Source organism: Fimbriimonas ginsengisoli Gsoil 348, assembly GCF_000724625.1.
Lineage (GTDB): Bacteria > Armatimonadota > Fimbriimonadia > Fimbriimonadales > Fimbriimonadaceae > Fimbriimonas > Fimbriimonas ginsengisoli.
On sequence record NZ_CP007139.1, the window covers coordinates 5142937 to 5163991 of the forward strand.

Below are 21055 nucleotides of genomic sequence, written 5' to 3' on the forward strand. Positions count from 1 at the left end.
TTTTACCCGCCGGTCCTGCGGTCGGGCGGGCCGGAGGTACATTTAGAAGCCGGCCCGACGCGGGCCGAATCCCATGGGTGTCTACGTCGGATTGGATTGTGGCGGGTCGTCGAGCCGGGTATTGGCTGTCGATGAGGGAGGACACATCCTCTTCCAAGGTCAGTCGGGGGCGGCAAACCTTGTCTCCACACCGGACATCCGACTCCGAAACAACCTCGCTCACGCCACCGAGGGGTGCCCCCGCGCCGACTATGTTTGCGGCTGCTTTGCGGGCCTTATCAGCGATGAGACGCGGCGGCGAGGGGAGGACCATCTTCGCAACCTCTTCCCGCACGCCAAGGTTCGAGCGGAGCCGGATTACGTGGCCGCCCTTTACGCGGCTCCGCCCGAAACGGATGTCTGCGTCATCGCGGGCACCGGATCGCTCGTCTGCTCCGCGGGTCCGGCGGGAATCGTGAAGAGCGGCGGGCGGGGCTATCTGCTGGGAGATTTCGGTTCGGGCTTTCAGTTCGGCCGGGACGCCCTGCTTCGCTACCTGGACGAACCGAACAAAGTGTCGCCCACGCTCCGTCAAGCGGTCGTGGACCTCTTTCGAGCCGACGACGAGGCGAGCATCGTGGCGGCGGTTTATAAGTCACCCACTCCCGCCGGAGTATTGGGCAAGTTGGCGAAGACGCTTGGAACGGACGCTCGGGACGGAGAGAAGTACGCGCTTGCCAGCATCGAGAGGAATCTTGGTCATCTGGTCAATGTCGTGCAACGACACGTCGAGCGCCACATTCCCCGTTCCGAAAGGCTCGGAGTGAGCCTCGCCGGAGGGGTTTGGAAGGCGGCGGCCATTTTTAGGGAGCGATTCGCCGAACTTATCGTCGAGGCGTTTCCGGATCGGGAAGTAACGGTATCGCGAATCACCCGCCCACCCTTGCAGGGGGCCGTCGAGTTGGCAAAGGAGATTTCCACTATTGGGCACTGAGTCGAGAAATTCAAGATCTTACGGCCTCGATAAGATGTCGGCGCGCGAGATCGTGCGCCTGATGAACGAGGACGAAGGGGCGGTGCTGCGGGCGCTCACCGCCGCCGAGGAGCCACTTGCCCACGCCATCGAGCGGGCGGCGCACGCCTTTCAGACCGGCGGCCGGGTGATTTACGTGGGCGCGGGCACGAGCGGGCGGGTCGCGACGATGGACGCCGCGGAGATGCCGCCGACGTTCGGTATCGAGCCCGACCGGTTTATTGCCCTCATTGCCGGCGGCAACGACGCCGGCGGGAAGGCGATCGAGAACGCGGAAGACGAAATCCACACTCCCGTGGTGGCCCTCAACGAGCTTCGAATTGGCGCGAACGACGTGGTCATCGGCCTTGCCGCGAGCGGCACGACGCCGTTCGTCGTCTCCGCGATCCGCCATGCGCGGCAGAAAGGGGTCTGGACCTGCGGGATCGCGAACAACCGAAACTCGCCCCTGCTTCGCGAAGCCGACCTGGCGATTTTCCTGGATACGGGTCCCGAAGTGCTGACCGGGTCGACCCGGCTCAAGGCCGGAACCTCTCAAAAGCTGGCGCTCAACCGGATCTCGACCGGAGCGATGGTGCTTAGCGGGAAAGTGATCGAGAACCTGATGGTCGACGTCAAGGCCAGCAACGCGAAGCTGAAGGAACGGTGCGCCCGCATCGTCTGCGAGTTGTCGACGGCGACTCAAGACGAGGCCTGGGATCTACTCGAAGCCAACGACTGGAATATCCGCCGAGTTTTAGACGCCCTGAAATCGCCCGCCGGCCGAACGTAGCGTCGGCGCCTCGCCGATCATCCCCAACGTAGCGTCGGCGCCTCGCCGATGATTCCGGCCGTACCGAAGGTACGGCTAGCGGCACGCGTAGGTGCCTTCTACACGGCTTCGCCGTAAATGTCCGATACACAAATCTAGAAGGTATCCTTTGGAGTCTTGAGCAATCGATCCGGCGATCGGACGGAGGGGTTTCTTCAGTGCATGAGCTGCAAGAAGATCATTTTCTCCGTGGACTTCGAGCAGAACTTTCGAGTGTGTCCGTATTGCGGGCATCACCACCGCCTTCCGGCCATGATGCGGATCGAGCTAACGTTCGATCCTGGGTCGTTCGAAGAGATGGATGCCGACCTGCGCTCGGTCGACCCCCTGAACTTTCCTGAATATCAGGAAAAACTTCAGACCGCCATCGAGAAGACGGATGCCAAAGACTCGATGATCTCGGGCCGAGCCCTGCTTGATGGCAACCCGGTTTCTGTAGCCGTCGCCGATTTCTCGTTCATGGGGGGATCGATGGGGTCTGTGGCTGGCGAAAAGGTCACTCGGACGCTCGAACGGGCGGCCGAGACGGGGGCGACGGCGATTATCTTCTGCGCTTCTGGCGGCGCCAGGATGCAGGAGGGACTCTTCTCGCTGATGCAAATGGCGAAGACGACGGCGGCCGCCGAGCGATGCGCCCATGCGGGGGTTCCATACATCGCGGTCTTTACCGACCCCACCATGGCGGGAGTGCTTGCCAGCTACGCTAGCATCGCGGACGTGATCGTGGCCGAACCAAAGGCGCTCGTGGGATTTGCCGGGGCGCGAGTGAGCAAACAAGCGGGAGTCAGTAAGGTGCCCGACGACTTTCAGACCGCCGAATTCGTCCTTGGCCATGGGATGATCGATCGAATCGTTCCCCGCAAGGAGATGCGCTCGACGCTTTCCCACCTAGTTCGAATGCTTGGGGACCATGCGCGTACGAAACATCGGAGCGACTGATCATGGATAGACAGGGCAAGGAAAAGGATCGACCGATGGCCAAGACGCATAAAGAGTGGGAGAAGCCGCTTGCCGAGCTCGAGGAGGGTATTGCCAAGCTTCGCGAACTCGCCCGCAAGGAGAACGACTCTGCCAAGCGCGAGGCTCTCGAAGTCAAGATCAAGGAATTCGAGGATCGCCGCGATCGATACGTCGACGTCATGTACGCGAACCTTGGCCCTTGGGAGAAGGTTCTCGTGGCAAGGGCCGAGAGGCGGCCTTACACGCTGGACTACGTCCAGGCGATCTTCACGAATTTCACCGAATTGCAGGGAGATCGGCGAGGATTTATCGACAACGCGATCATCGGGGGCCCCGCGATGCTGGACGGGGAGCCGGTCATGATCGTCGGCCACCAAAAGGGGCGCAACATTCAGGAGCGCCAAATGCGCAACTTCGGAATGGCGAAGCCAGAGGGGTATCGCAAGGCGATCCGGTTGTTCGACATGGCGGAGCGGTTCCGGATGCCAGTGATCTCGTTCGTCGACACTCCCGCTGCCGATCCAGGCGTGGAGAGCGAGTCGAGAGGAATCTCCGAAGCGATCGCGGCCGGCATGTTTAAGATGTTCGAGCTGACGGTTCCGACGGTTGCCGTCGTGATCGGAGAGGGAGGCTCGGGCGGGGCGATCGGCATCGCGGCGTCGAGCCGGGTTTTGATGCTAGAGCATTCGATCTATTCGGTTATTCCGCCCGAGGGTTGCGCAGCCATCTTGTGGCGGGCGCCGGAGCGGGGGGCGGACGCGGCGAAGGCGCTTCAGCTCACCGCGCAATCGGCCAAAGAATATGGGCTTATCGATGAGATCGTTCCCGAGCCGAAAGGGGGCGCCCACCGCGATTGGGTGGAATCCGCCGGCCTCGTGAAAGGGGCGATCGTCCGAAATCTGGATGCCCTATCCGGCATCCCCGCCGAGCGGATCCGTGAGGAGCGGTACCGGAAGTTCCGAAATATGGGGATGTACCAGGCGGCGTAACCGCGCCTTAACAATCCATGCGTACCTTTAGCTCCGAGACGATGGAACCGACCGCGCCCGTGGCCGCCCAGCCGAAGATCTCGGCTCAGAGCCTCAATTTCTTTTACGGCGCATTCCAGGCGCTGAAAGGGGTCAACGTCGATGTTCCGGCGAACCGGGTGACGGCGTTCATCGGCCCGTCCGGATGCGGAAAGTCAACCTTCCTACGTTGTCTCAACCGGATGAACGACCTGATCGATGGGACGCGCATCGAGGGAAAGATCACTCTCGATGGGACGGACATCTACGACGCTTCGGTCGACCCGGTCGAATTGCGGAAAGAAGTTGGGATGGTGTTTCAAAAGCCGAACCCGTTCCCGATGTCGATCTACGACAACATCGCCTACGGTCCGCGGATTCACGGCGTTCGCGAGAAATCGAAGCTCGACGAGATCGTAGAAGGGTCGCTAAAGAAGGCGGCGCTCTGGGAAGAGGTGAAGGATAAGCTCAAGCAGAGCGGCCTCATGCTCTCCGGCGGTCAGCAGCAACGGCTCTGCATCGCCCGGACGATGGCGGTCGATCCCAAGATCATTCTCATGGACGAGCCGTGCTCGGCGCTCGACCCGATCGCCACCTCGCGGATCGAAGACCTGATCTTCGAGCTCAAGCGCGACTACACGATCGTGATCGTCACGCACAACATGCAGCAAGCTCAGCGAGCGAGCGACTTCACCGCCTTCTTCATGATGGGGGAACTGATCGAATTCAACGCCACCCCTTCCCTCTTCCTGCACCCGAAGCAGCAGCGAACCGAGGATTACATCTCCGGACGCTTTGGGTAGTTCCGGCGGACCGCTGGTCTCCAGACCGGCAATCCGGATCTACAGGGGCGAGCCGCCCCTGATACCCACGGGCAAGCTGCCCGTGCCACTTGGGGCGGTACCCTCGTTCGATGGCGCGTGAGGTTCCTAGCGAAGCTCCTCTGGCGGCGAGGATGCGGCCGCGGACGTTCGACGAGTTCTTTGGGCAGGGGCACTTGGTCGGTCCGACGTCGGCGTTTCGCCGGGCGGTGGAGGCGGATCGGCTGGGGTCGGCGATTCTCTGGGGGCCGCCGGGGGTGGGAAAGACGACGCTGGCGGAGATCGTGGCCAACGTGACCGACGCGGCCTTCGAAAGGGTGAGCGCGGTTTCGGCCGGGGTGGCGGACCTGCGGCGCATCGTCGAAGATGCGCGGAGGCGGCGGAATGCGAAGGCAGGCTCGACCGACCTCTTCAGCGAGGGGAGCGACGCAAAGCGGACGATCCTGTTCATCGACGAAATCCATCGATTCAATAAGGGCCAGCAGGACGCGATCCTTCCGTATGTCGAAGATGGAACCGTGACTCTCATTGGGGCAACGACGGAGAACCCATCGTTCGAAGTGAACGCGGCGCTTCTATCCCGGGCTCGGGTTTACGTTTTGAGCGCGCTCGAAGACGAGGAAGTGCACGGAGTGATCCAGCGCGCCCTCGCCGACCCGCGCGGTCTCGATGGCCGAGTAAGTATTGAGACGGACGCCGAGCAGGCGTTGGTTAACCTGGCGAACGGGGACGCGCGGGCGGCGCTGAACATGCTGGAGCTCTGCGCGGCGGTTGCGGAAGGGGCGCCGATCAGCCTGGAGGTGGTCCGATCCGCCATCCAGCAACGGACGGTGCTTTACGACAAGAGCGGCGAGCAGCATTACGATCTGATCTCGGCGCTTCACAAGTCGGTGCGGGATAGCGACGTGGACGGGTCGCTCTACTGGCTCGCCCGGATGCTGGAAGGGGGCGAGGATCCGCTCTACCTGGCGCGACGAATCGTGCGGATGGCGACTGAGGATATCGGGCTGGCCGATCCGCATGCGTTGCCGCTGACGATCGCCGCGCAGCAGGCGATGCATTTTCAGGGGATGCCGGAGGGAGCGCTCGCGCTGGCGGAAGCGGTGGCCTATCTGGCGCTGGCGCCCAAGAGCAATTCGGTATACGTGGCCTACAAGCTGGCGCTGGGCGACGTTCGGGAGAGCCGCAACGATCCCGTTCCGCTCCACTTACGCAACGCACCCACCGGCCTGATGAAGGGGTTGGGGTACGGGAAGGGATACCAATACGCTCACGACTTCGAGGACGCCAAGGTGGACCAGACGCACCTTCCGGACAGCTTGGCGGGGCGAGTTTATTACCGCTCCTCAGGCAGAGGATTCGAGGCGGGAACGCCAGCGGCCGAGGAGAACGATGACTCGAACTAGGTCGAGGAACCCCCATTTCTGTACAATTTTGGCTCCTGACTCGATATCCGCTAATCGTGATCCAGAAAGTTGGCGGCGGTATGGCGAGCGGCACGCATAGGTGCCGGCTACACGTCCTTCGGACGTAGGGGAGGCCGGTGTGGAGACCAGCGGTCCGTTTACTGCTTCGCCGTGGAGGGAGGGATGGGGGCCGCTTAGGCGGGTTCACTTGGTTGGAGCTTCGATTCTTTTGCCGCCCCGGAGCCGACCGTCACTGCGACCTACCCTCCGTTGCGGGCAGAATTCGGGCTCTTGTGGCTTATACCGGAGCAATGTCTAGGTTCTGGCTACGAATCAGGTTCACCTCATGTAAAATAGGTCCTTCGGAATGACCACCCACGAACAGCTGATACGAGCGGTTCAGATGGCCACGCGGAAGCTGGCCAGCAGCGGGAACTTTAACCTGCTGATGAAGGACGTGCTCGCCATCTGTGTAGAGGCGGTAGGCGCGTCCGGTGGCACGATTTATCTTCACGACGCAGCAGCTTGCCGGCTGACGTTCCAGCACGTGCTACCGGAAGATGTAGCCGACCGGTTGCCCGTGAAGGATATTCCCGACGATTTCGGAATGGCGGGAGCCGCTTTCCAAAACCACTCCACGGTGTGCCGTGAGTTTCCCGAGAAGCCCGAGAGCGACTGGAACTCGTTCGAGCGCGCTACGGGGACACCGGTGCGCAGCATGGTCGCGACGCCTCTGATGATGGAGGACGAGACTCCGATCGGGGTGGTACAGCTTCTCAACAAGACCGATGGCTGCTTCGACGAGACGGATATCGCGGTGCTGGACATCGTGGCCGCCGTCGCGACGATGGCATACATGAACTACCGGCTCACCGAGGAGAGCACCCGAGCTTCGACCCTGCTCGGTATGGGCAAGGTAGGCCACGACATCGGCAACCTCGCGGCTTCGCTCTACGCCACTCTCAGCTTCAGCGACATGGCGATGACCGGGCTGAAGGACGAGCTTCAGAAGCAGAAGCCGGAGCCAATGGTTTCGATGTACGTGGAGACGCTCGACCCGATGTTCGACGACCTCAAGATGTCGGTCGACCGGATCGTAGGCTACTCACGGCTGATCTCGGACATGTCGGCGGGGCGCGCGCTTCGGCCAAACAAAAAAGTGGCGCCGATGGCGACGACGATTCAAACGAGCGCCGCTTACCTGGCCACCGACGCCCGGAAGCACCACGTGGCGCTACGTTTCGAGATCGACGAGGAGGCGCCGGCGACCCTCCACGACGAGCTGTACATCTTCCGGATCGTTCAGAACCTCGTAGGAAACGCGATCAAGGCGGTTAAGGAAACCGTGCCCGACGACTGGGTCGGCGGGGCGGAGGATGACGACGATCCGCCGGTATACGGCGAGGTATCGGTCCGGTACGCGTTCGAGAACGAGCAGCACCTGATCGAGGTCAGCGACACCGGTCCCGGCATGACGCGGGCGACCGCGGAGCGGATCCTCTCGGGCAACGCCCGGAGTCAATGGGATAAGGGGAGCGGCTCAGGCTGGGGAATGAAGATCGTTTTGGAGTTGGCCCAGACTCACGATGGCCGAGTGACGATCGACTCGGAGTTGGGGTCCGGCTCGACGTTCCGAGTAGCGATTCCACACTGCGGAGATTGAAAAATCGCGGTTAAGCCGGCCCCGCGTGGCATGGGCTTCCAGCCCGTGTGTCTTATGCCCTTCCTGGGCATGTGAGTCCGCCAAGGGCATCCTGCCCTTGGGACCTCGTTAGACATGAGGGGGCAAGATGCCGGTGCCACTTCCGATTTCTCCACCCCCAACCCCCTCCTCATCGCACATACATCGACGAGGAGGGGGCTCCGGAATGGAACATCGAAGTGGGTGTAACCAGTAACCTATAGGAATGCCGGACGATCTACGCCATCCTGAGCCGCCGTCGGACGATGAGATCGAGGCGCGGTTGAGACGTGCGGTGGAGCGGTCTTTTTCGGTTCCACCTGAGGAGCTGGAGAAAGAGGAAGATATCGAGGCCAGGTTTCGAAAGCTTCAACAGGAGCTGGCGGGACAGGATCTTCCCGATCTTCCGGACGCCCAGACACCAAGGCGGCCGGCGTTGCCGGAGGACGATCCGAGCTTTGCCGCCCAACTTCAGTCGCTGCACGATCGAGCCGAAGGGGTGAAGACGGCGCGGGAGCAGGCGAGTCGGCAACAGGCTCGATCGCATCAGCAGGACCAGAAGAATGCGATGGGGCTCGGCCTCGGGTTGAGCATCGCCTATATGTTCTTAGGGTTTCCGCTGGTTGGCGTGCTGATCGGCTGGGGGATCAATCGGGCGACGGGGGCGACTTTCTGGCTTCCCGTGCTTGGGTTCGTCGGGATGCTTGCCGGGTGCGTCCTTGCTTTTCAGGCCCTTAATCGAGTTAATAAAAATCTGTGACGGGCCATATGTTCGCGAAACGGGTGGCGGCGCTGGTGGCCGTGGCCGTTATCGTGTCCGCTGCCCTCGGGGGTTTGACCGGCGCGGCGGGAATGGTGCTCGGAATCATCGCTACTAGCGTGACAATTCTCGGCTGGTGGCCGCCAATCCGACTGCTTGGGACGGTGGCCGACGAGATCAGCGGGGCGGACCCCGATCTACCGAACCGCAAAGCGGCGACCCTGGGAACGTCTTACGTGGTGGTGATCTTCCTGGTCAAGATCCCGATCTTCCTGCTGCTTGGCCTTTTAGCCAGACACCTCGGCGGGGCGGCCGCCGCTTGCTTTTTAGGGGGGCTCGGTCTGGTATATTTTGTATTGATCTGGTGGCTTCTAACACGCGACCAGCGTGCCGCCTAGCTCCATATGCTCGATTTTCTACACATCGGAACGTCTCTTCTTGCCGCGGAGGAGATTCAGAACGAGGCGCCCAATCACGATCTCGTGAGGCTGTGGTTCTACATCATCCTCATGCTGGTGATCATGTTCGCGGTTCTCGCGAATGCGAAGTCCGGACTTAAAGAGAGAGTGTTCCGAAACCCGTTGACGGCGTGCGCGGAACAGTTGTTCCTGTTCATCGAGAACATGTGCATCGGCACGATCGGCTCGCACGGCCGCAAGTATCTGCCGATGATGATGACGTTTTGGCTGGTCATCTTCATCGGGAACCTGATGGCGCTGTTGCTGCCGTTCTCGCCGACCTCCAGTCTCAGCTTCAATCTCGGTATGGCCCTGATTTCCATCGGGTACGTACAGTACGAGGGAATCAAGGCAAACGGTTTCGGCCGGCATATCTCGCACTTCACCGGTCCGAAACTGACGGGCGCAATGGTGATCGTGTCCGCGATGATCTTCGTCATCGAGATCATCTCCGAGCTGATGAAGAATCTTTCGCTCAGTCTTCGACTGTACGGAAACATTCACGGCGGCCACGTCGCGGTCGAGTCGATGAACAAGCTCGGCGGAGGCTATATCCCGTTCGGAGAGTTTCTGCTCCCGATCAAACTCCTCACCTGCCTGGTGCAGGCGCTGATCTTCACGCTTCTGACCTGCGTGTATCTGTCGCTTGTCACCCATCACGAGGAAGACCACGGGCCTCAAGCGGACAACGCCGCTCACGCCCATTAAATTTGTATCCGCATTAAAGCGAAACTAACTGGAGGAACTAACTTATGCTAGGACTAGGAATTGGAGTTGCCGGGCTCGGTTGCGGAATCGGCCTTGGACTTATCGGAAACGGTGCGCTGCAGGGAATGGCCCGGCAGCCGGAAGCAATCAGCAAGCTGCAGGTTCAGATGCTGATCGCGCTCGCGTTCGTTGAGCTCGTCTTCTTGCTCAGCGTCTTCGTCTTGCCGTTCTTGGTTAAGAGCTAAACCGGCCCCGATCGACCGATCCCCGGGCAGAGACCTGTTCGGGGATCGAAACCAAATTTACAGAGCAACCTGAATTCATGAGCACCAGCGATCAGAAGCCCTCGGCAGCGGCAACTTGGCGAAACGCCGGCATTGGCGTCGTCCTTATGGTGGTAGGAACCTATGTTTCCGCCAACCACCTTATCAAGTTGACGGAGACACTGAAAGAGCAGGGTCTCGAACTCGACTTCGGGATGACCCTCGCCACGATCGGCGTGTTGCTGATCTTGTTCCCTCTCTTGAGGGGATTCTTCATCGTCCCGCTTCAGGATGCGATTCGAGAGCGAAACACGAACCTCGAGCGCACCTTCTCGGAAGCCGAAGAGCTCCGGTCGGAGATGCAGCGGATGCGAGTGGAATACGAGCGACGGCTCGTGGATACCGAGGCGCAGGCTCGCGAGCAGATTCAAGGGCAGATCCGCGAGGCTCAGCAGCTTCGCACGACCCTGATGGACGAAGCGACTCAGAAGACGAACGCGCTCGTCGCCCAGGCTCAACAAGAGATCGCCGCCGAGCGAGACCGGCTCGTCAGCGACCTTCGCGGCTACGTCGTCGACCTAGCTCTCGGAGCGGCCGAAAAGGTCGTTCGAGAGAACATGGACACCGACCGAAACCGACGGCTCGTCAACGAATTTATCGATCAGGCAGAGGTGGTCCGCTAACCCAATGGAAGACACTCGCCTAGGAAGGCGGTACGCCCAGGCTCTCTTCGAGACCGCACGCCAGTACGACATCGTGGCGAGCGTCGAAGACGACCTGACCGGTATTAACTCGCTTCTGGAAAACGACCCAGAGTTCCGAGGTTTTCTTTTCGCGCCTTACACGAGCCGCGACGAGAAGCTGGCGATCTTGGATCGGCTTTTCTCCGACCGAGTTACCGCTTTGACGCTGCAGGCGGTGCGGCTCATGCTCGAAAAACGACGCGAGCATGAGATTCCGACGGTTCGTAGCGAATTCATCAAGCTTCGGAGAGAGCACGAGGGCGTGATCCACGTCACCGTTACTTCGGCCGAGGCGATGGAAACCGTTCAGCGCGATGCGCTGATCTCCAAGCTTTCTTCCGTACTCGGGAAGAGAATCGAAGCCGACTTCGAGATCGACCCTCTCATTATCGGCGGCGTCCGCGTCGCCTACGACAACTACGTTATGGACGGATCGGTCCGCGGAGCGCTGAGCAAGCTTCGCGAGCGCCTCAAGTACGATTTGCTCAAGCGCATCAGCTAAACCCAAGAGACCTCAATGGCCAGTATCAGACCCGAAGAGATCACCGACATCCTCCGAAAAGAGCTCGAGAGGTTCGACCCCGCGGCTACTCGTGAGCACGTCGGAACCGTCCTGCAAGTGGGAGACGGCATTGCCCGCGTCCACGGACTGCCGGACTGCCAGATGGGAGAGTTGCTCGAGTTCCCCAACAACGTGATGGGACTCGCACTCAACCTTGAAGAGGACTCGGTTGGCGCCGTTATCATCGGCGACGACAAGAAGATCAAGGAAGGCCACACCGTCCGAGAGACCGGCCGGATTATGGAAATCCCGGTCGGCATGGGCGTCCTTGGCCGCGTCGTCAACTCGCTCGGCGAGCCGATCGACAACAAGGGCACCATCGTTGGAACGTCGTTCGGCCGCTTGGAGCTGATCGCTCCCGGCGTCGTGGACCGCCAACCGGTTACCCAGCCGCTCCAGACCGGTATCAAAGCGATCGATGCGATGATCCCGATCGGCCGCGGCCAGCGCGAGCTCGTCATCGGCGACCGCCAGACCGGTAAGACCTCGGTCTGTATCGACACGATCATCAACCAGAAGTCGACCCACCTCCCTGGTTCGAGCAGCGAGCCGGTGTTCTGCATCTACGTCGCGATCGGCCAGAAGATGGCGAACGTGGCGCGTATCGTGCAGACGCTTACCGAAGCCGGCGCGATGGAATACACGACCATCGTGGCGGCATCGGCCTCCGACTCGAACGCGATGCAATATCTCGCGCCGTTCGCAGGAGCCGCCATCGGCGAGTTCTTCCGCGACAACGGACAGCACGCGCTGGTTATCTACGACGACCTTTCGAAGCACGCCCAGGCGTACCGCGCCGTTTCGCTCCTGCTCCGCCGCCCGCCAGGCCGCGAAGCTTATCCGGGAGACGTTTTCTACCTCCACAGCCGCCTTCTGGAGCGCGCTGCGAAGCTCTCCGACGAGAAGGGGGGCGGGTCGTTGACGGCGCTTCCGATCATCGAGACGCAGTCGGGCGACGTTTCGGCGTACATTCCGACGAACGTTATCTCGATCACGGACGGCCAGATCTACCTCGAGCCCGACCTGTTCTTCGCCGGCGTCCGCCCCGCGATCAACGTCGGTATCTCGGTGAGCCGCGTCGGTGGAAACGCCCAGATCAAGGCGATGAAATCGGTTGCCGGAAAGCTGAAGCTCGAGATGGCGCAGTACCGCGACGTGGCCGCGTTCAGCCAGTTTGCCTCCGACCTCGACCGAGCCACGCAGATGCAGCTCATTCGCGGACAGCGTCTGACCGAGCTGCTGAAGCAGGACCTTGCCACGCCGTACGACGTCGTGGACCAGGTTATCGCGATCTACTCCGGTGGTACCGGCGTTCTCGATAATCTCCAGAACGACCAGGTCAAGTCGTTCGAAGCGGGTCTTCTGAAGTTCGTCCACGAAAAGTATCCGGACGTGGTGGAGTCGATCCGCACAACCCGGGCCCTTGGCAAGGACGTCGAAGAGACGCTGAAGAAGGCAGTCCAAGAGTTCGCGGCGACGTTCAAATAATTGCTGGATTGCTGGATTGATTGATCGCTTGATCGGGCATCAAAGATAATCCAGCAATCGAGCAATCGAGCAATCGAGCAATCGAGCAATCAAGCAATTTTTAAAGAATGGCAACCCTAAAGGAAATCCGAGCCCGCATTAAGGCGGCCAAGAACATCCAGCAGATCACGAAGGCGATGAAGCTGGTAGCGGCGGCGCGCCTCAAGAAGGCGACCGACCGCGTGCTTGAGGCCCGGCCGTACGCGGACAAGCTCCGCGAGGTTATGCGCTCCCTTTCCTCGGCGGGCGACCTGCCTCAGCACCCGCTCATGACGAAGCGGCCGGTGCAGAAGGCTGTTCTCATTCTTTTGACTTCGGACCGGGGTCTGGCGGGCGGTTTCAACACCTCGCTCACCCGGAAAGCGTCGGAGTTCATCCGGGATGCCGGGTTCGATGTGTCGCTGCTGACGGTCGGTAAGAAGGGGACCCTGTTCTTCGGGCGGCGTGGCTACAAGATTTTGCACACCGTCACGGTGCCCAGCAGCGGGGCTCGGCTGGAAGACGCGATCGAGGTGACCAAGAAGGCGCGCGAGCTATTCGAGTCGGGCGAAGCGGATGCGATCTACGTCTGCTACTCGAAGTTCTACTCGGCGATCCGGCAGGTCCCGCAGATCGTGCAGCTCCTCCCGATCGAGGCGCCGGCGTCCGAAGGGGACGCTTCCGGCGGCCTCGCCTACCAGTTCGAGCCGGATCCGGCGACTTTGCTGAATACCCTGCTTCCCCGCTACTTCCAAACCCTGGTTTGGCAGTCGATGCTGGAGTCGACCGCTTCCGAATTCGGCGCCCGAATGACGGCGATGACGTCGGCGACCGACAACGCGGGCAAGATGATCCAGAACCTAACGCTCAAGGCGAACCGAGAGCGCCAGGCTGCGATTACCAAGGAAATCTTGGAAGTCGTCGGCGGCGCCGAGGCCCTGAACGGCTAGGGAGCGGTCGCGAACAATAACGATTCGAACAGCAGAGACGCTCGGCGAAGAAAGCGCCGAGCGTCTCTGCTGTTTTTCTTGCTGATCGCCTCCCCGGTCGTCTTTCTGGCGAGGATCGTTTCGGACTCCCGCCGGATAGATCGCTTTCGATTCTTAAACGGGCAAGGCCTGATCGGGTCGGGGGTCGGTAACGGATCTGCTGGGCTGATGGAGTACCGGATCTACAGTTGGCGCCAGGACGCTCAATGGGTGCAGCGAGACGCCGCCGCTGAATTGGCGGCATTGGGATACCACCTGAGGTATCAGAAGGACGGAACCAGCATTTGGAAATTCGGCGATCGAGAGGTCGGCATCAAACCTGGTCATAGCAAAAGCAAGCGGGAGGCGCTCCTACGAAAGCGTCAAAAAGAGCCCGGATGGGTTACCGTCATCACCGGAAATGAGGCGCCCGATACATGGATCACGCACATTCGATACGCCGTGGAACCCTCGGAAACGGCTGGAGCAGGCGAGTTTTAGGCCTACATCTTGGCTTTCGGTCTTTGACTCAGAGTCTCGTCGCTGTCTTTGTAGACGTGGGGAGACATGCCGAGCGTTGTTAGATAGGTTCGGAATGCGGGCATCTCTTGGTCGAGGATGTCGACCTTTCGTTCGTCGCCGGAGAGGGTTACCACGATGGAGGTGTTGCCTCGGACGGCGATGGCCGAGACGACGCATTTGTCGGGGCTCCAACGGCGGACGAGGCGGAACGTGGTTCCGTTTGTGCCGTTCACAGTATCCAGCATCTCACCCTTCCACGACTTCAGATTGGCGGCAGTGATGTCCAGCATCCATTGCGCCAAACCGTCCCGATCAAGATCGGGAGTCGGGTTGTAGTCCGCGACGACGTCGTTCATCGCGCCCCGCATTAAGAGGTCTGAGTGAAGACTTCGGAACAGAAAGATTGCCTGAGGGCTGTGCGGAATCTCCTTCCAACCGGAGGGCAGGGCGTACACCAGCGAATAGTTCGCGTAAGTGTCCGGCGATGCCGCCGCGTTCGCCCTTCGAAACCACGCGAAGGCCGCGATGAAGATGAGTCCGATCGCCAGCATCGGCGTGGTCCGGGACATGCTCTTTCGAATCGCCGTGTCCATAACTTATCTTAGAGGGTGCGGAAGGAAACTGCAACCATAAGTCGGTAGCATTTTCGCCTCCGAGTCTGAACTTCTTTGGCGGAGGGAGGCATTCAATAGTTCCTTTGGACTAAGCGCCCGAGCTTCGGTCCAATAGCCGGTCGAGCTCTTCGTCGCTTGCCTGAGCGTAGTCGTCGAAAATCCTTTGCCGCTCTTCCCTCTGCTTGAACCTAAGCTCGCGGCGAAGCTTTCCTTCGAGGAAGCGGATCTTATCTTCGCGGGTTTCGAAGATAAGCTTGGGGACCGGGGTCGGCTTGTTGTCGCGAATCGCCACCATCGTCACCCGAGCGGTGTTCGTGTGCCGCCGGATGTTCTGCAGGATATTCTCCGCGTAAACCTCGATCGTCACCTCGACGCTGGTACGCCCCGCGTAGGAAACGTGGCCGACAAAGGTGACGAGCTCGCCCACCTCGATCGGTTCGAGAAAATCGACCCGATCGAAGCTAGCGGTGACGCAGATCGTGCCCGCAAAGCGGGAGGCGGTTGCGTAACCGCACAGGTCGATCTTGGAGAGGATTGTCCCTCCGAAAACCTTCCCAAGGAAGTTCGCATCGTTCGGCTCCATCACCAAAGCCATTTCGACGCGAGTCTCCGAAACCCGCTTTGCCGTAAGTTCGCTCACGGGTTCATTGTGAACACTCCGGAAGCCCCCTCCTCGTCGATGTTTGTGCGATGAGGAGGGGGTTGGGGGTGGAGAATTCCGGGCTTGATGTTTGATGAGTGATGGCTTGAAGAGCCCCAGCCTCTTGGCCATCAAGAACAATTTTAGTTCACCCCATAACCCAGGGATGATGGTCATTCACAAATTAGGTTTATGTTTATCTTGCCCGTAGCCCGGGGATTTATCCCCGGAGGAGCCTTGAACCGCAGCTACGGACCATCGCAAAAACCCTGGTGCGTGTTCTGGTTGCCCACGATTGTTGGCGGAAGGGACGGCGAAGAATGAGGTCGCCACCTTCAGGGCTCGGAGGTATGGGTGCTCTCATGACCAGGGCTTCGCCCTTCGCTTTAGAAGGTCGCGCTTTCAGCGCTGATGCCGGATTTTGGCGACTACATCGGGTTCTAGAGGATTGACATGGCCTGTTTAAGTGCGGACTACGGGCCATATCAGACAAGGGGAATCTAGCCCGTTCGTCTCCGACCATCAGATCGGCCCTCGTGAGCACTAGTCCGGGGCCCGCCCCGCGAACGCGAGGTTCTCGCCCTGAATTCGAGCCCGGACTAACCAGCAGACCGCTAACCGCCCATCAACCCTGGAACATCGAATCCGACAAGCCGGTGTTGGTCTTGATGGAATCGTAAGTGGTGATTCCAGCGACTCGGTTGTCGACGTTTTTCACCGTCATCCGAGTGGGCATCCAGACGCCGCCCTCGTTCTTCGGGTTTTCGTAGATGAAGGTGGCGAGTTGCCGGCCGCTCTGGTTGTACCATTCGCGCTTCGTCACGTACTTCTTCTGCGGGTCGATCCAAATACGATGGCGGCTCGTGTCGTCAAGTCGCTCCGGATAGGTCAGATCGAATACGACATCTCCCGTAGCCCGGTCGTTGCGGACGAATCTGGCTTGGAACAACCCCTCAAACAGCGACGGGGTCAACAGACCGAAATCGAGCGGCGTCTGCCGCCGGCCCGGTTTGCCGGTCAGATCGAGGCGCTGGTGGAAGCTGCGCATCTTGATCGTTTGGATCGGCCCGTTGAGGACGTAGACGACGGTCGTATCCTCGACGCTCGCTTCCAGGCGGACCTTGAACGGCTCCTTGAAGTAAATCGTGGTGGTGTCGAATCGGTAGGAGTTACCGAACGAGTCATTGATCTTCCGAAGCTCGCGCTGGTCGGCCTTTACCTTGCGGGCCACGAACGTAGCGTCCTTAAGGTCGGGCTGAACGAACGACTGAATGTTTTGGGCGCCCTGCGTGAGTGCAAGAACCGCCACCGCGGTGGTGATGATCATGGGTTGAGTTTATCCTTCGCGCTTCCCGAACCATTCGAAACCGAGCGACGCCATTGATCCGGCAAGGTGAAAGGTTGGATACACTGTAACTTATCGTGACGTCCGATCCGGTGGCGCGTTACCTTTCGCTCAGGGGCTCGAAGACCCTTGTCGCATCGCGCTTGCGCCCCATGACGGCGGGCGAAATCATCGATGCGTCGCTGAGGCTCTATCAGCAGCTCGGACTTTCCTTTCTACGCCTAACCGTAGTCCCCGCGCTCCTTTGTCTCTCGGCCGTCGCCTTCGTGATGGTCTACGTGTTGCCGGGGCTACTCTACAGCCAGGACAATGGCGAGTTTTCCCGCCACATCGCCGATGTAGCGCTCGCCATTCTCATGGCGGTTTTCTTTGGCGGCCCGCTCTTCATGACCGGTCTTTCCTACACCACGGCGCTGGTGGTGAGCCTGGTGTCCGACTACATGGTGGGGAATGCGGTGGACCCCGGCGCGGCCCAAGAAGTGGCGCGGCGGGCTCAGCCCCGGCTCCTTCTCGTTACTTTCCGCGAGCTCCTCCTCTCGCTTTCCGGAATCCTCGTCGCGGGCGCCGTCACCTTGTTGGGAGAGTGGCTGACGAAAATGACCCCGGAGACGAGCGCCACCGGCGGGATCGTTGTGCTTCTCGGCCTGTTCGGGGTGTTCGGCGGGTTCATGATCTGCCTCTCGGTGCTTGCGAGCGACGCATTGGTCGCGCCGGTGACCGTGTTGGAGGACCTCGGCCCCAAGATGGCGGGCAAGCGGGCGCGCGCCCTGATGAAGAAGGTGCCGTTCCATGGCCCCGGGACTGCGGCGGTATGGAGCGTTTACATCTTAATCGGCTTCATGGTCGTGGTCTTATGGGGCGGGATCGAGATTTGCTTTTCCGTGCTGGAGGTTCCGGGACATTTCCACGGCCTGACGTCGGGACTTCCGCTTCAACCGATATTCCAGAAGGCGCTGGAACTGCTGCCCGCCTTTATCGCCATTTGGACCGTCATTCCCGTGTGGGCGACGACGGTGACGATGCTTTACTACGACCGCCGAATTCGGCTGGAGGGGTTCGACATTGAGATCTTGGGGCGTGACCTTGCGCGGAGCTCTCGTACGAGCCGTTTTGAGCTGTAGCCTCACGCTCGTCGTGAGCTTCGCGTGGTCGAGCGATTTCGCATCGCTGGCCAAGCGCGTCCACGCGGCGCCGACCGATGAGGCGGCGATCGGCATCGTCCGATCGGATCCGGACGCCTTGAACGATCCGGATATCAGCTCGGAGCTGAACGAGTCTGGCTCGAGCGACAAGGAAACGAGGGCGACCCTTCAGTCGATGCTAGAGCTCCGATCGATGAATGAAGGGGCGGTGAGCAAGGCGGACCCATCCGGGGTGGTCAAACAGATCAAGAACTCCCCCTTTTACTCCGATGCGGGAGTGGCGGAAGGCTCGAACTGGCTCGGCGCGGCCCTGGAGAGGCTGAAGAACCTGCGGTTCAACATGCGCCCGCCGAACGTCGACGCTCCCAACGTCAATCTCAGTTGGATCACGTATGTGATGTGGGGCGCCCTCGCCGCCGCGGTCGGCTTTTTAATCTTCCTCGGCGTCAAGCATTTCTCGTGGAAGGGTCAGCTCGCTCGGAAGGCCAAGGCGGTCTTGGAAGACGACGAGCCGGAGCGAACACTCGACGAGTGGCTGAAGGCGGCCGACGAGTTTGCCGCCCAAGGGGCTTACCGCGAGGCGGTGCGCGCTCTGTACCTTGCATGTCTGCTCCGCTTCGACGAGCACCGGGTCGCGAGGTTTGACCGGCATGAGACGAATTGGGAGCATCTTTCGCGCATCCACGCGAGCTCGCGCCGTCCGGCGGGGCTGGATTTTGGACCGCCGACAAAAGCGTTCGACCGGATCTGGTACGGCAAACGAACCGAGGGGATGCCGGACGTCGATCTCTTCCGAAATTGGTATCTGGGCCTCTCGAAGACGCTCAAGGAAGGATCCGCGTGAAACGGCTCCGTTCCCTTCCTAGCTTCGTGTGGGTGCTCCTGGGGTTGCTGGCGATTTCGTCTTCGATCCTTTCGCTGGGCCAGCGGGACGACACGGCCAAGCCGAGCGCGGACTCGTATTCACCGAGCGGAACCGCCGCGCTTGCCGAGCTGCTGAAGCGGAATGGATACGACGTGAGGATCGACCGACATCCGCGACCCCGCCTGGCTTCGAACGATGTCGCGGTCACATTTTCGATGACCTACCAGGGTCCGACCATCGGGGAGACCGACACGACGTTCCGGCATGAGGTGTTCAAACAAATTCGTGCAGGCGGGCGGGCAGTTGTCTTCTCCATTCCGGCCAATTTTCGCTCGGAGAGCCAAGCGTTACTGGCCTCGACGCCGCAGAAGGTGACGATTCGTGGCCGTCCGGGATCGCTCTCGATGCTTGTCTCCTCTAATCTGTCGGATGAATTTGACGACTGGGCGGCCTCGAATAAGGTGCCGAACATCGGGCTTTGGGATACTTCCGAAGGACCGTTAGTGCGGGCGTATCAAATCGGAAAGGGGCGGGTGCTGTATGCAAAGAGCGGATCGTTCGTTACAAACCGGTTCCTCGACCGGGGGGACGATGCCCGGGCGGCGCTAGCGCTCATCGGCACAATCGCCCGACCCGGCGACCACCTCGTCTTTGCCCAAGCCTCGTTCGGGGACGTCGATAATCCTGGGTTGATGGAGTCGATCGGCGCTTGGGCGTACGCGGGCTGGCAGCAGATCCTTTTCCTCGGCGTGGTGGTGGTGTACACGCTCGGCAAGCGGTTCGGGATCCCGGAAGAAACGCGGCCACCCCAGCGGGGAGCGCGCGACCTTTTGGAGGCGCTCACCTACACCTATCACCGGGGGAAACAAACGAAGGCGGCGATGGCGGCAGCGCTGGAGAGGACGAACAACGAGATCAGCAGCGCGCTCCGGCTCCCGCGCGACGCCGTCCGCGCCGATCGCGACCGACACCTGCCGGAATCGCTCGCGGTGGCGCTGACGCGCCTGCAGGCCGCGTCGGAGATGGAAGCCCGCACTCCGCCCGAGCGGGCACTCGAGCTGATTGTAAAGGCGCGGAAAGAAACAGACCTGTTCTTGGGCGCCCGGCGGGGGCGTGCTACGGAGTTTCGATAGAGCATTTACCAACTCACTCCATAGGCGACAGAGTTCTTGCTCGGGCAACCTGCCTCTCCAGATACCGAGTCGGCGAGAACCACCCATCGGCGATCGGCGCCGCTTACAAGAACCTTCCCCCCACCCTGCCTTCCCTCGCGGAGCTTTTTGCGTTGCATTTCTCCCAACGATGCTCCTAACCGCCGAAGGCAATCTGACCCAACGTACATCCAACCGAATCCAGCCCCGAAGGTGGCGTAATACCAAAGCGAAGGGTGAGCGAAGCGTAACCCTGGTAACGGAGCCACCCACCCCCTTCGAGCCCTGTAGGGGCGATATCACCAAAGCCGAGAGATATCACCAAAGCCGAGAGATATCACCAAAGCCGAGAGGAGGTTGATCGTGGACAGTTGATATCGCCGCTTTCAGGGCTCGGAGGGTTCATCGGCTCGATACCAGGGTTACGCTTCGCTCACCCTTCGCTTTGAGACACCGCGCCTTCAGCGCTGACTCAGGGATCTGCGCGGGGAGGCACCTTCGATTAATAGGAGATGACCTCGTGAGAAGCGCAACGCGACACCTTCCCAGGAAACGGTCCTCGTAAGCAGGACATTGACATCCAAATCTAAACATCGCCACGCGATCAGCGGCAGTGGCCATTGCGTCTGCAATTACGCCGATTCTCCAAGTAACAAGTAGCGCTATCCTGGCGAGGGGGAACCTGGCCCATGCGATACAATGGGTTCATGAAGCGACTGCTTATCCTCCTTGGCCTTCTGATCTCCACGGCCGCCTTCTCTCAACAGTTCGGCGCCCAACCAAGCCCGGCGGAGATGGCGAAGGCTACGGCGGAGTTGAAGAAGTTCGAGAGGGATTACAAGACGGCGAAGGCGGCCTATACCAAGGCGCCGAAGAATCCGAAGGCTCGAGACAAGTTTGAGGAAGCCGCCACCAAGTACGGCCACGCCAGCATGGAGTCTCCGGCGTTGCCGGCTAAGGTCAAGTATCGTCAGGCGCTCCGGATTTACCGGGAGGTGCTTAAGATCAACCCGAATAATCCGGTCGCGAAGAAAGAATCGGACATGATGATCGCGATCTACAAGCAGATGGGCCGGCCGATTCCGAAGTAGGGAATACTACGGCGACGTA

General features: G+C 60.6%; 23 protein-coding genes. 20 read left to right on the forward strand and 3 right to left on the reverse strand.

The genetic code is table 11. The features are described 5' to 3' along the window. The first annotated feature begins 73 nt into the window (after positions 1-73). The 16 genes from OP10G_RS23265 to OP10G_RS23340 all read left to right on the forward strand — a co-directional run bounded on the left by OP10G_RS23265 (position 74) and on the right by OP10G_RS23340 (position 14167). Complete coding sequence (locus tag OP10G_RS23265) at positions 74-973, forward strand: N-acetylglucosamine kinase (protein ID WP_025228028.1); 900 nt, start codon at positions 74-76, stop codon at positions 971-973. 34 nt (positions 974-1007) lie between these two features. Next, positions 1008-1784 carry an N-acetylmuramic acid 6-phosphate etherase gene (locus OP10G_RS23270; RefSeq protein WP_052547943.1) on the forward strand — a complete coding sequence of 259 codons (777 nt, stop codon included), beginning with the start codon at positions 1008-1010 and terminating at the stop codon, positions 1782-1784. A gap of 156 nt (positions 1785-1940) precedes the next feature. Then, positions 1941-2762, forward strand: a complete 822-nt coding sequence (gene accD, locus OP10G_RS23275; RefSeq protein WP_052547945.1) for an acetyl-CoA carboxylase, carboxyltransferase subunit beta — start codon at positions 1941-1943, stop codon at positions 2760-2762. A 35-nt stretch (positions 2763-2797) separates the two neighbouring features. Then, a complete protein-coding gene (locus OP10G_RS23280; RefSeq protein WP_025228027.1) occupies positions 2798-3772 on the forward strand; it encodes an acetyl-CoA carboxylase carboxyltransferase subunit alpha in 975 nt (324 codons plus the stop codon). 41 nt (positions 3773-3813) lie between these two features. Continuing rightward, on the forward strand, positions 3814-4593 hold the full coding sequence (pstB, locus tag OP10G_RS23285) for a phosphate ABC transporter ATP-binding protein PstB (RefSeq protein ID WP_025228026.1): 780 nt from the start codon (positions 3814-3816) through the stop codon (positions 4591-4593). Positions 4594-4703: 110 nt separating this feature from the next. Next, a complete protein-coding gene (locus tag OP10G_RS23290; RefSeq protein WP_144241337.1) occupies positions 4704-6017 on the forward strand; it encodes a replication-associated recombination protein A in 1314 nt (437 codons plus the stop codon). A gap of 367 nt (positions 6018-6384) precedes the next feature. Next, positions 6385-7680, forward strand: coding sequence for a GAF domain-containing sensor histidine kinase (locus OP10G_RS23295; RefSeq protein WP_025228025.1), 1296 nt, complete (start codon positions 6385-6387; stop codon positions 7678-7680). 244 nt (positions 7681-7924) lie between these two features. Then, entirely contained in the window at positions 7925-8458 is a 534-nt protein-coding gene (locus tag OP10G_RS23300) for an AtpZ/AtpI family protein (protein WP_025228024.1), read from the forward strand. Positions 8459-8466: 8 nt separating this feature from the next. Then, positions 8467-8856: a hypothetical protein gene (locus OP10G_RS23305; protein WP_025228023.1), complete on the forward strand. Its 390-nt coding sequence runs from the start codon at positions 8467-8469 to the stop codon at positions 8854-8856. A gap of 6 nt (positions 8857-8862) precedes the next feature. Next, the gene (locus OP10G_RS23310; RefSeq protein ID WP_025228022.1) at positions 8863-9624 is read left to right on the forward strand and encodes a F0F1 ATP synthase subunit A; all 762 of its coding nucleotides are present in this window, start codon (positions 8863-8865) and stop codon (positions 9622-9624) included. Positions 9625-9668: 44 nt separating this feature from the next. Continuing rightward, positions 9669-9869: an ATP synthase F0 subunit C gene (gene atpE, locus OP10G_RS23315; protein WP_025228021.1), complete on the forward strand. Its 201-nt coding sequence runs from the start codon at positions 9669-9671 to the stop codon at positions 9867-9869. Between the two features lie 77 nt (positions 9870-9946). Further along, positions 9947-10570, forward strand: a complete 624-nt coding sequence (gene atpF, locus OP10G_RS23320) for a F0F1 ATP synthase subunit B (RefSeq protein WP_025228020.1) — start codon at positions 9947-9949, stop codon at positions 10568-10570. Positions 10571-10574: 4 nt separating this feature from the next. After that, a complete protein-coding gene (atpH, locus tag OP10G_RS25480) occupies positions 10575-11132 on the forward strand; it encodes an ATP synthase F1 subunit delta (RefSeq protein ID WP_025228019.1) in 558 nt (185 codons plus the stop codon). Positions 11133-11147: 15 nt separating this feature from the next. Further along, on the forward strand, positions 11148-12680 hold the full coding sequence (gene atpA / locus OP10G_RS23330; protein ID WP_025228018.1) for a F0F1 ATP synthase subunit alpha: 1533 nt from the start codon (positions 11148-11150) through the stop codon (positions 12678-12680). Positions 12681-12787: 107 nt separating this feature from the next. Next, the gene (gene atpG, locus OP10G_RS23335; RefSeq protein ID WP_025228017.1) at positions 12788-13648 is read left to right on the forward strand and encodes an ATP synthase F1 subunit gamma; all 861 of its coding nucleotides are present in this window, start codon (positions 12788-12790) and stop codon (positions 13646-13648) included. Between the two features lie 78 nt (positions 13649-13726). Beyond that, positions 13727-14167: a hypothetical protein gene (locus OP10G_RS23340; protein ID WP_025228016.1), complete on the forward strand. Its 441-nt coding sequence runs from the start codon at positions 13727-13729 to the stop codon at positions 14165-14167. A gap of 2 nt (positions 14168-14169) precedes the next feature. On the opposite strand, the gene OP10G_RS23345 is transcribed toward OP10G_RS23340, so the two are convergent. The 3 genes from OP10G_RS23345 to OP10G_RS23355 form a co-directional block, all read right to left on the reverse strand. Then, on the reverse strand, positions 14170-14781 hold the full coding sequence (locus OP10G_RS23345; RefSeq protein WP_025228015.1) for a hypothetical protein: 612 nt from the start codon (positions 14779-14781) through the stop codon (positions 14170-14172). A gap of 109 nt (positions 14782-14890) precedes the next feature. Continuing rightward, entirely contained in the window at positions 14891-15442 is a 552-nt protein-coding gene (locus tag OP10G_RS23350; RefSeq protein ID WP_025228014.1) for an acyl-CoA thioesterase, read from the reverse strand. Positions 15443-16067: 625 nt separating this feature from the next. Further along, positions 16068-16769 (reverse strand): outer membrane lipoprotein-sorting protein, encoded by a 702-nt coding sequence (locus tag OP10G_RS23355; protein ID WP_025228013.1) that lies wholly within the window; start codon positions 16767-16769, stop codon positions 16068-16070. Between the two features lie 95 nt (positions 16770-16864). Here OP10G_RS23355 and OP10G_RS23360 point away from each other — a divergent pair, with 95 nt between their 5' ends. From OP10G_RS23360 to OP10G_RS23375, 4 genes are all read left to right on the forward strand, one after another. Further along, positions 16865-17908 carry a hypothetical protein gene (locus OP10G_RS23360; RefSeq protein WP_025228012.1) on the forward strand — a complete coding sequence of 348 codons (1044 nt, stop codon included), beginning with the start codon at positions 16865-16867 and terminating at the stop codon, positions 17906-17908. Positions 17909-17921: 13 nt separating this feature from the next. After that, the gene (locus OP10G_RS23365; RefSeq protein ID WP_144241338.1) at positions 17922-18773 is read left to right on the forward strand and encodes a hypothetical protein; all 852 of its coding nucleotides are present in this window, start codon (positions 17922-17924) and stop codon (positions 18771-18773) included. Beyond that, the gene (locus OP10G_RS23370) at positions 18770-19927 is read left to right on the forward strand and encodes a DUF4350 domain-containing protein (protein WP_025228010.1); all 1158 of its coding nucleotides are present in this window, start codon (positions 18770-18772) and stop codon (positions 19925-19927) included. Before OP10G_RS23365 ends, OP10G_RS23370 begins: the two co-directional genes overlap by 4 nt. A gap of 725 nt (positions 19928-20652) precedes the next feature. Next, positions 20653-21036 carry a hypothetical protein gene (locus tag OP10G_RS23375; RefSeq protein ID WP_144241339.1) on the forward strand — a complete coding sequence of 128 codons (384 nt, stop codon included), beginning with the start codon at positions 20653-20655 and terminating at the stop codon, positions 21034-21036. Positions 21037-21055 lie beyond the last annotated feature (19 nt).

Coding starts and splice junctions, on each gene's coding strand:
- atpH (WP_025228019.1), top strand. CDS start 10,575: ATGGAAGACACTCGCCTAGGAAGGCGGTACGCCCAGGCTCTCTTCGAG.
- OP10G_RS23355 (WP_025228013.1), bottom strand. CDS start 16,769: ATGATCATCACCACCGCGGTGGCGGTTCTTGCACTCACGCAGGGCGCC.
- OP10G_RS23345 (WP_025228015.1), bottom strand. CDS start 14,781: ATGGACACGGCGATTCGAAAGAGCATGTCCCGGACCACGCCGATGCTG.
- OP10G_RS23375 (WP_144241339.1), top strand. CDS start 20,653: ATGAAGCGACTGCTTATCCTCCTTGGCCTTCTGATCTCCACGGCCGCC.
- OP10G_RS23270 (WP_052547943.1), top strand. CDS start 1,008: ATGTCGGCGCGCGAGATCGTGCGCCTGATGAACGAGGACGAAGGGGCG.
- atpF (WP_025228020.1), top strand. CDS start 9,947: ATGAGCACCAGCGATCAGAAGCCCTCGGCAGCGGCAACTTGGCGAAAC.
- OP10G_RS23305 (WP_025228023.1), top strand. CDS start 8,467: ATGTTCGCGAAACGGGTGGCGGCGCTGGTGGCCGTGGCCGTTATCGTG.
- OP10G_RS23280 (WP_025228027.1), top strand. CDS start 2,798: ATGGCCAAGACGCATAAAGAGTGGGAGAAGCCGCTTGCCGAGCTCGAG.
- atpA (WP_025228018.1), top strand. CDS start 11,148: ATGGCCAGTATCAGACCCGAAGAGATCACCGACATCCTCCGAAAAGAG.
- OP10G_RS23300 (WP_025228024.1), top strand. CDS start 7,925: ATGCCGGACGATCTACGCCATCCTGAGCCGCCGTCGGACGATGAGATC.
- pstB (WP_025228026.1), top strand. CDS start 3,814: ATGGAACCGACCGCGCCCGTGGCCGCCCAGCCGAAGATCTCGGCTCAG.
- OP10G_RS23265 (WP_025228028.1), top strand. CDS start 74: ATGGGTGTCTACGTCGGATTGGATTGTGGCGGGTCGTCGAGCCGGGTA.
- OP10G_RS23310 (WP_025228022.1), top strand. CDS start 8,863: ATGCTCGATTTTCTACACATCGGAACGTCTCTTCTTGCCGCGGAGGAG.
- OP10G_RS23290 (WP_144241337.1), top strand. CDS start 4,704: ATGGCGCGTGAGGTTCCTAGCGAAGCTCCTCTGGCGGCGAGGATGCGG.
- atpG (WP_025228017.1), top strand. CDS start 12,788: ATGGCAACCCTAAAGGAAATCCGAGCCCGCATTAAGGCGGCCAAGAAC.
- OP10G_RS23295 (WP_025228025.1), top strand. CDS start 6,385: ATGACCACCCACGAACAGCTGATACGAGCGGTTCAGATGGCCACGCGG.
- atpE (WP_025228021.1), top strand. CDS start 9,669: ATGCTAGGACTAGGAATTGGAGTTGCCGGGCTCGGTTGCGGAATCGGC.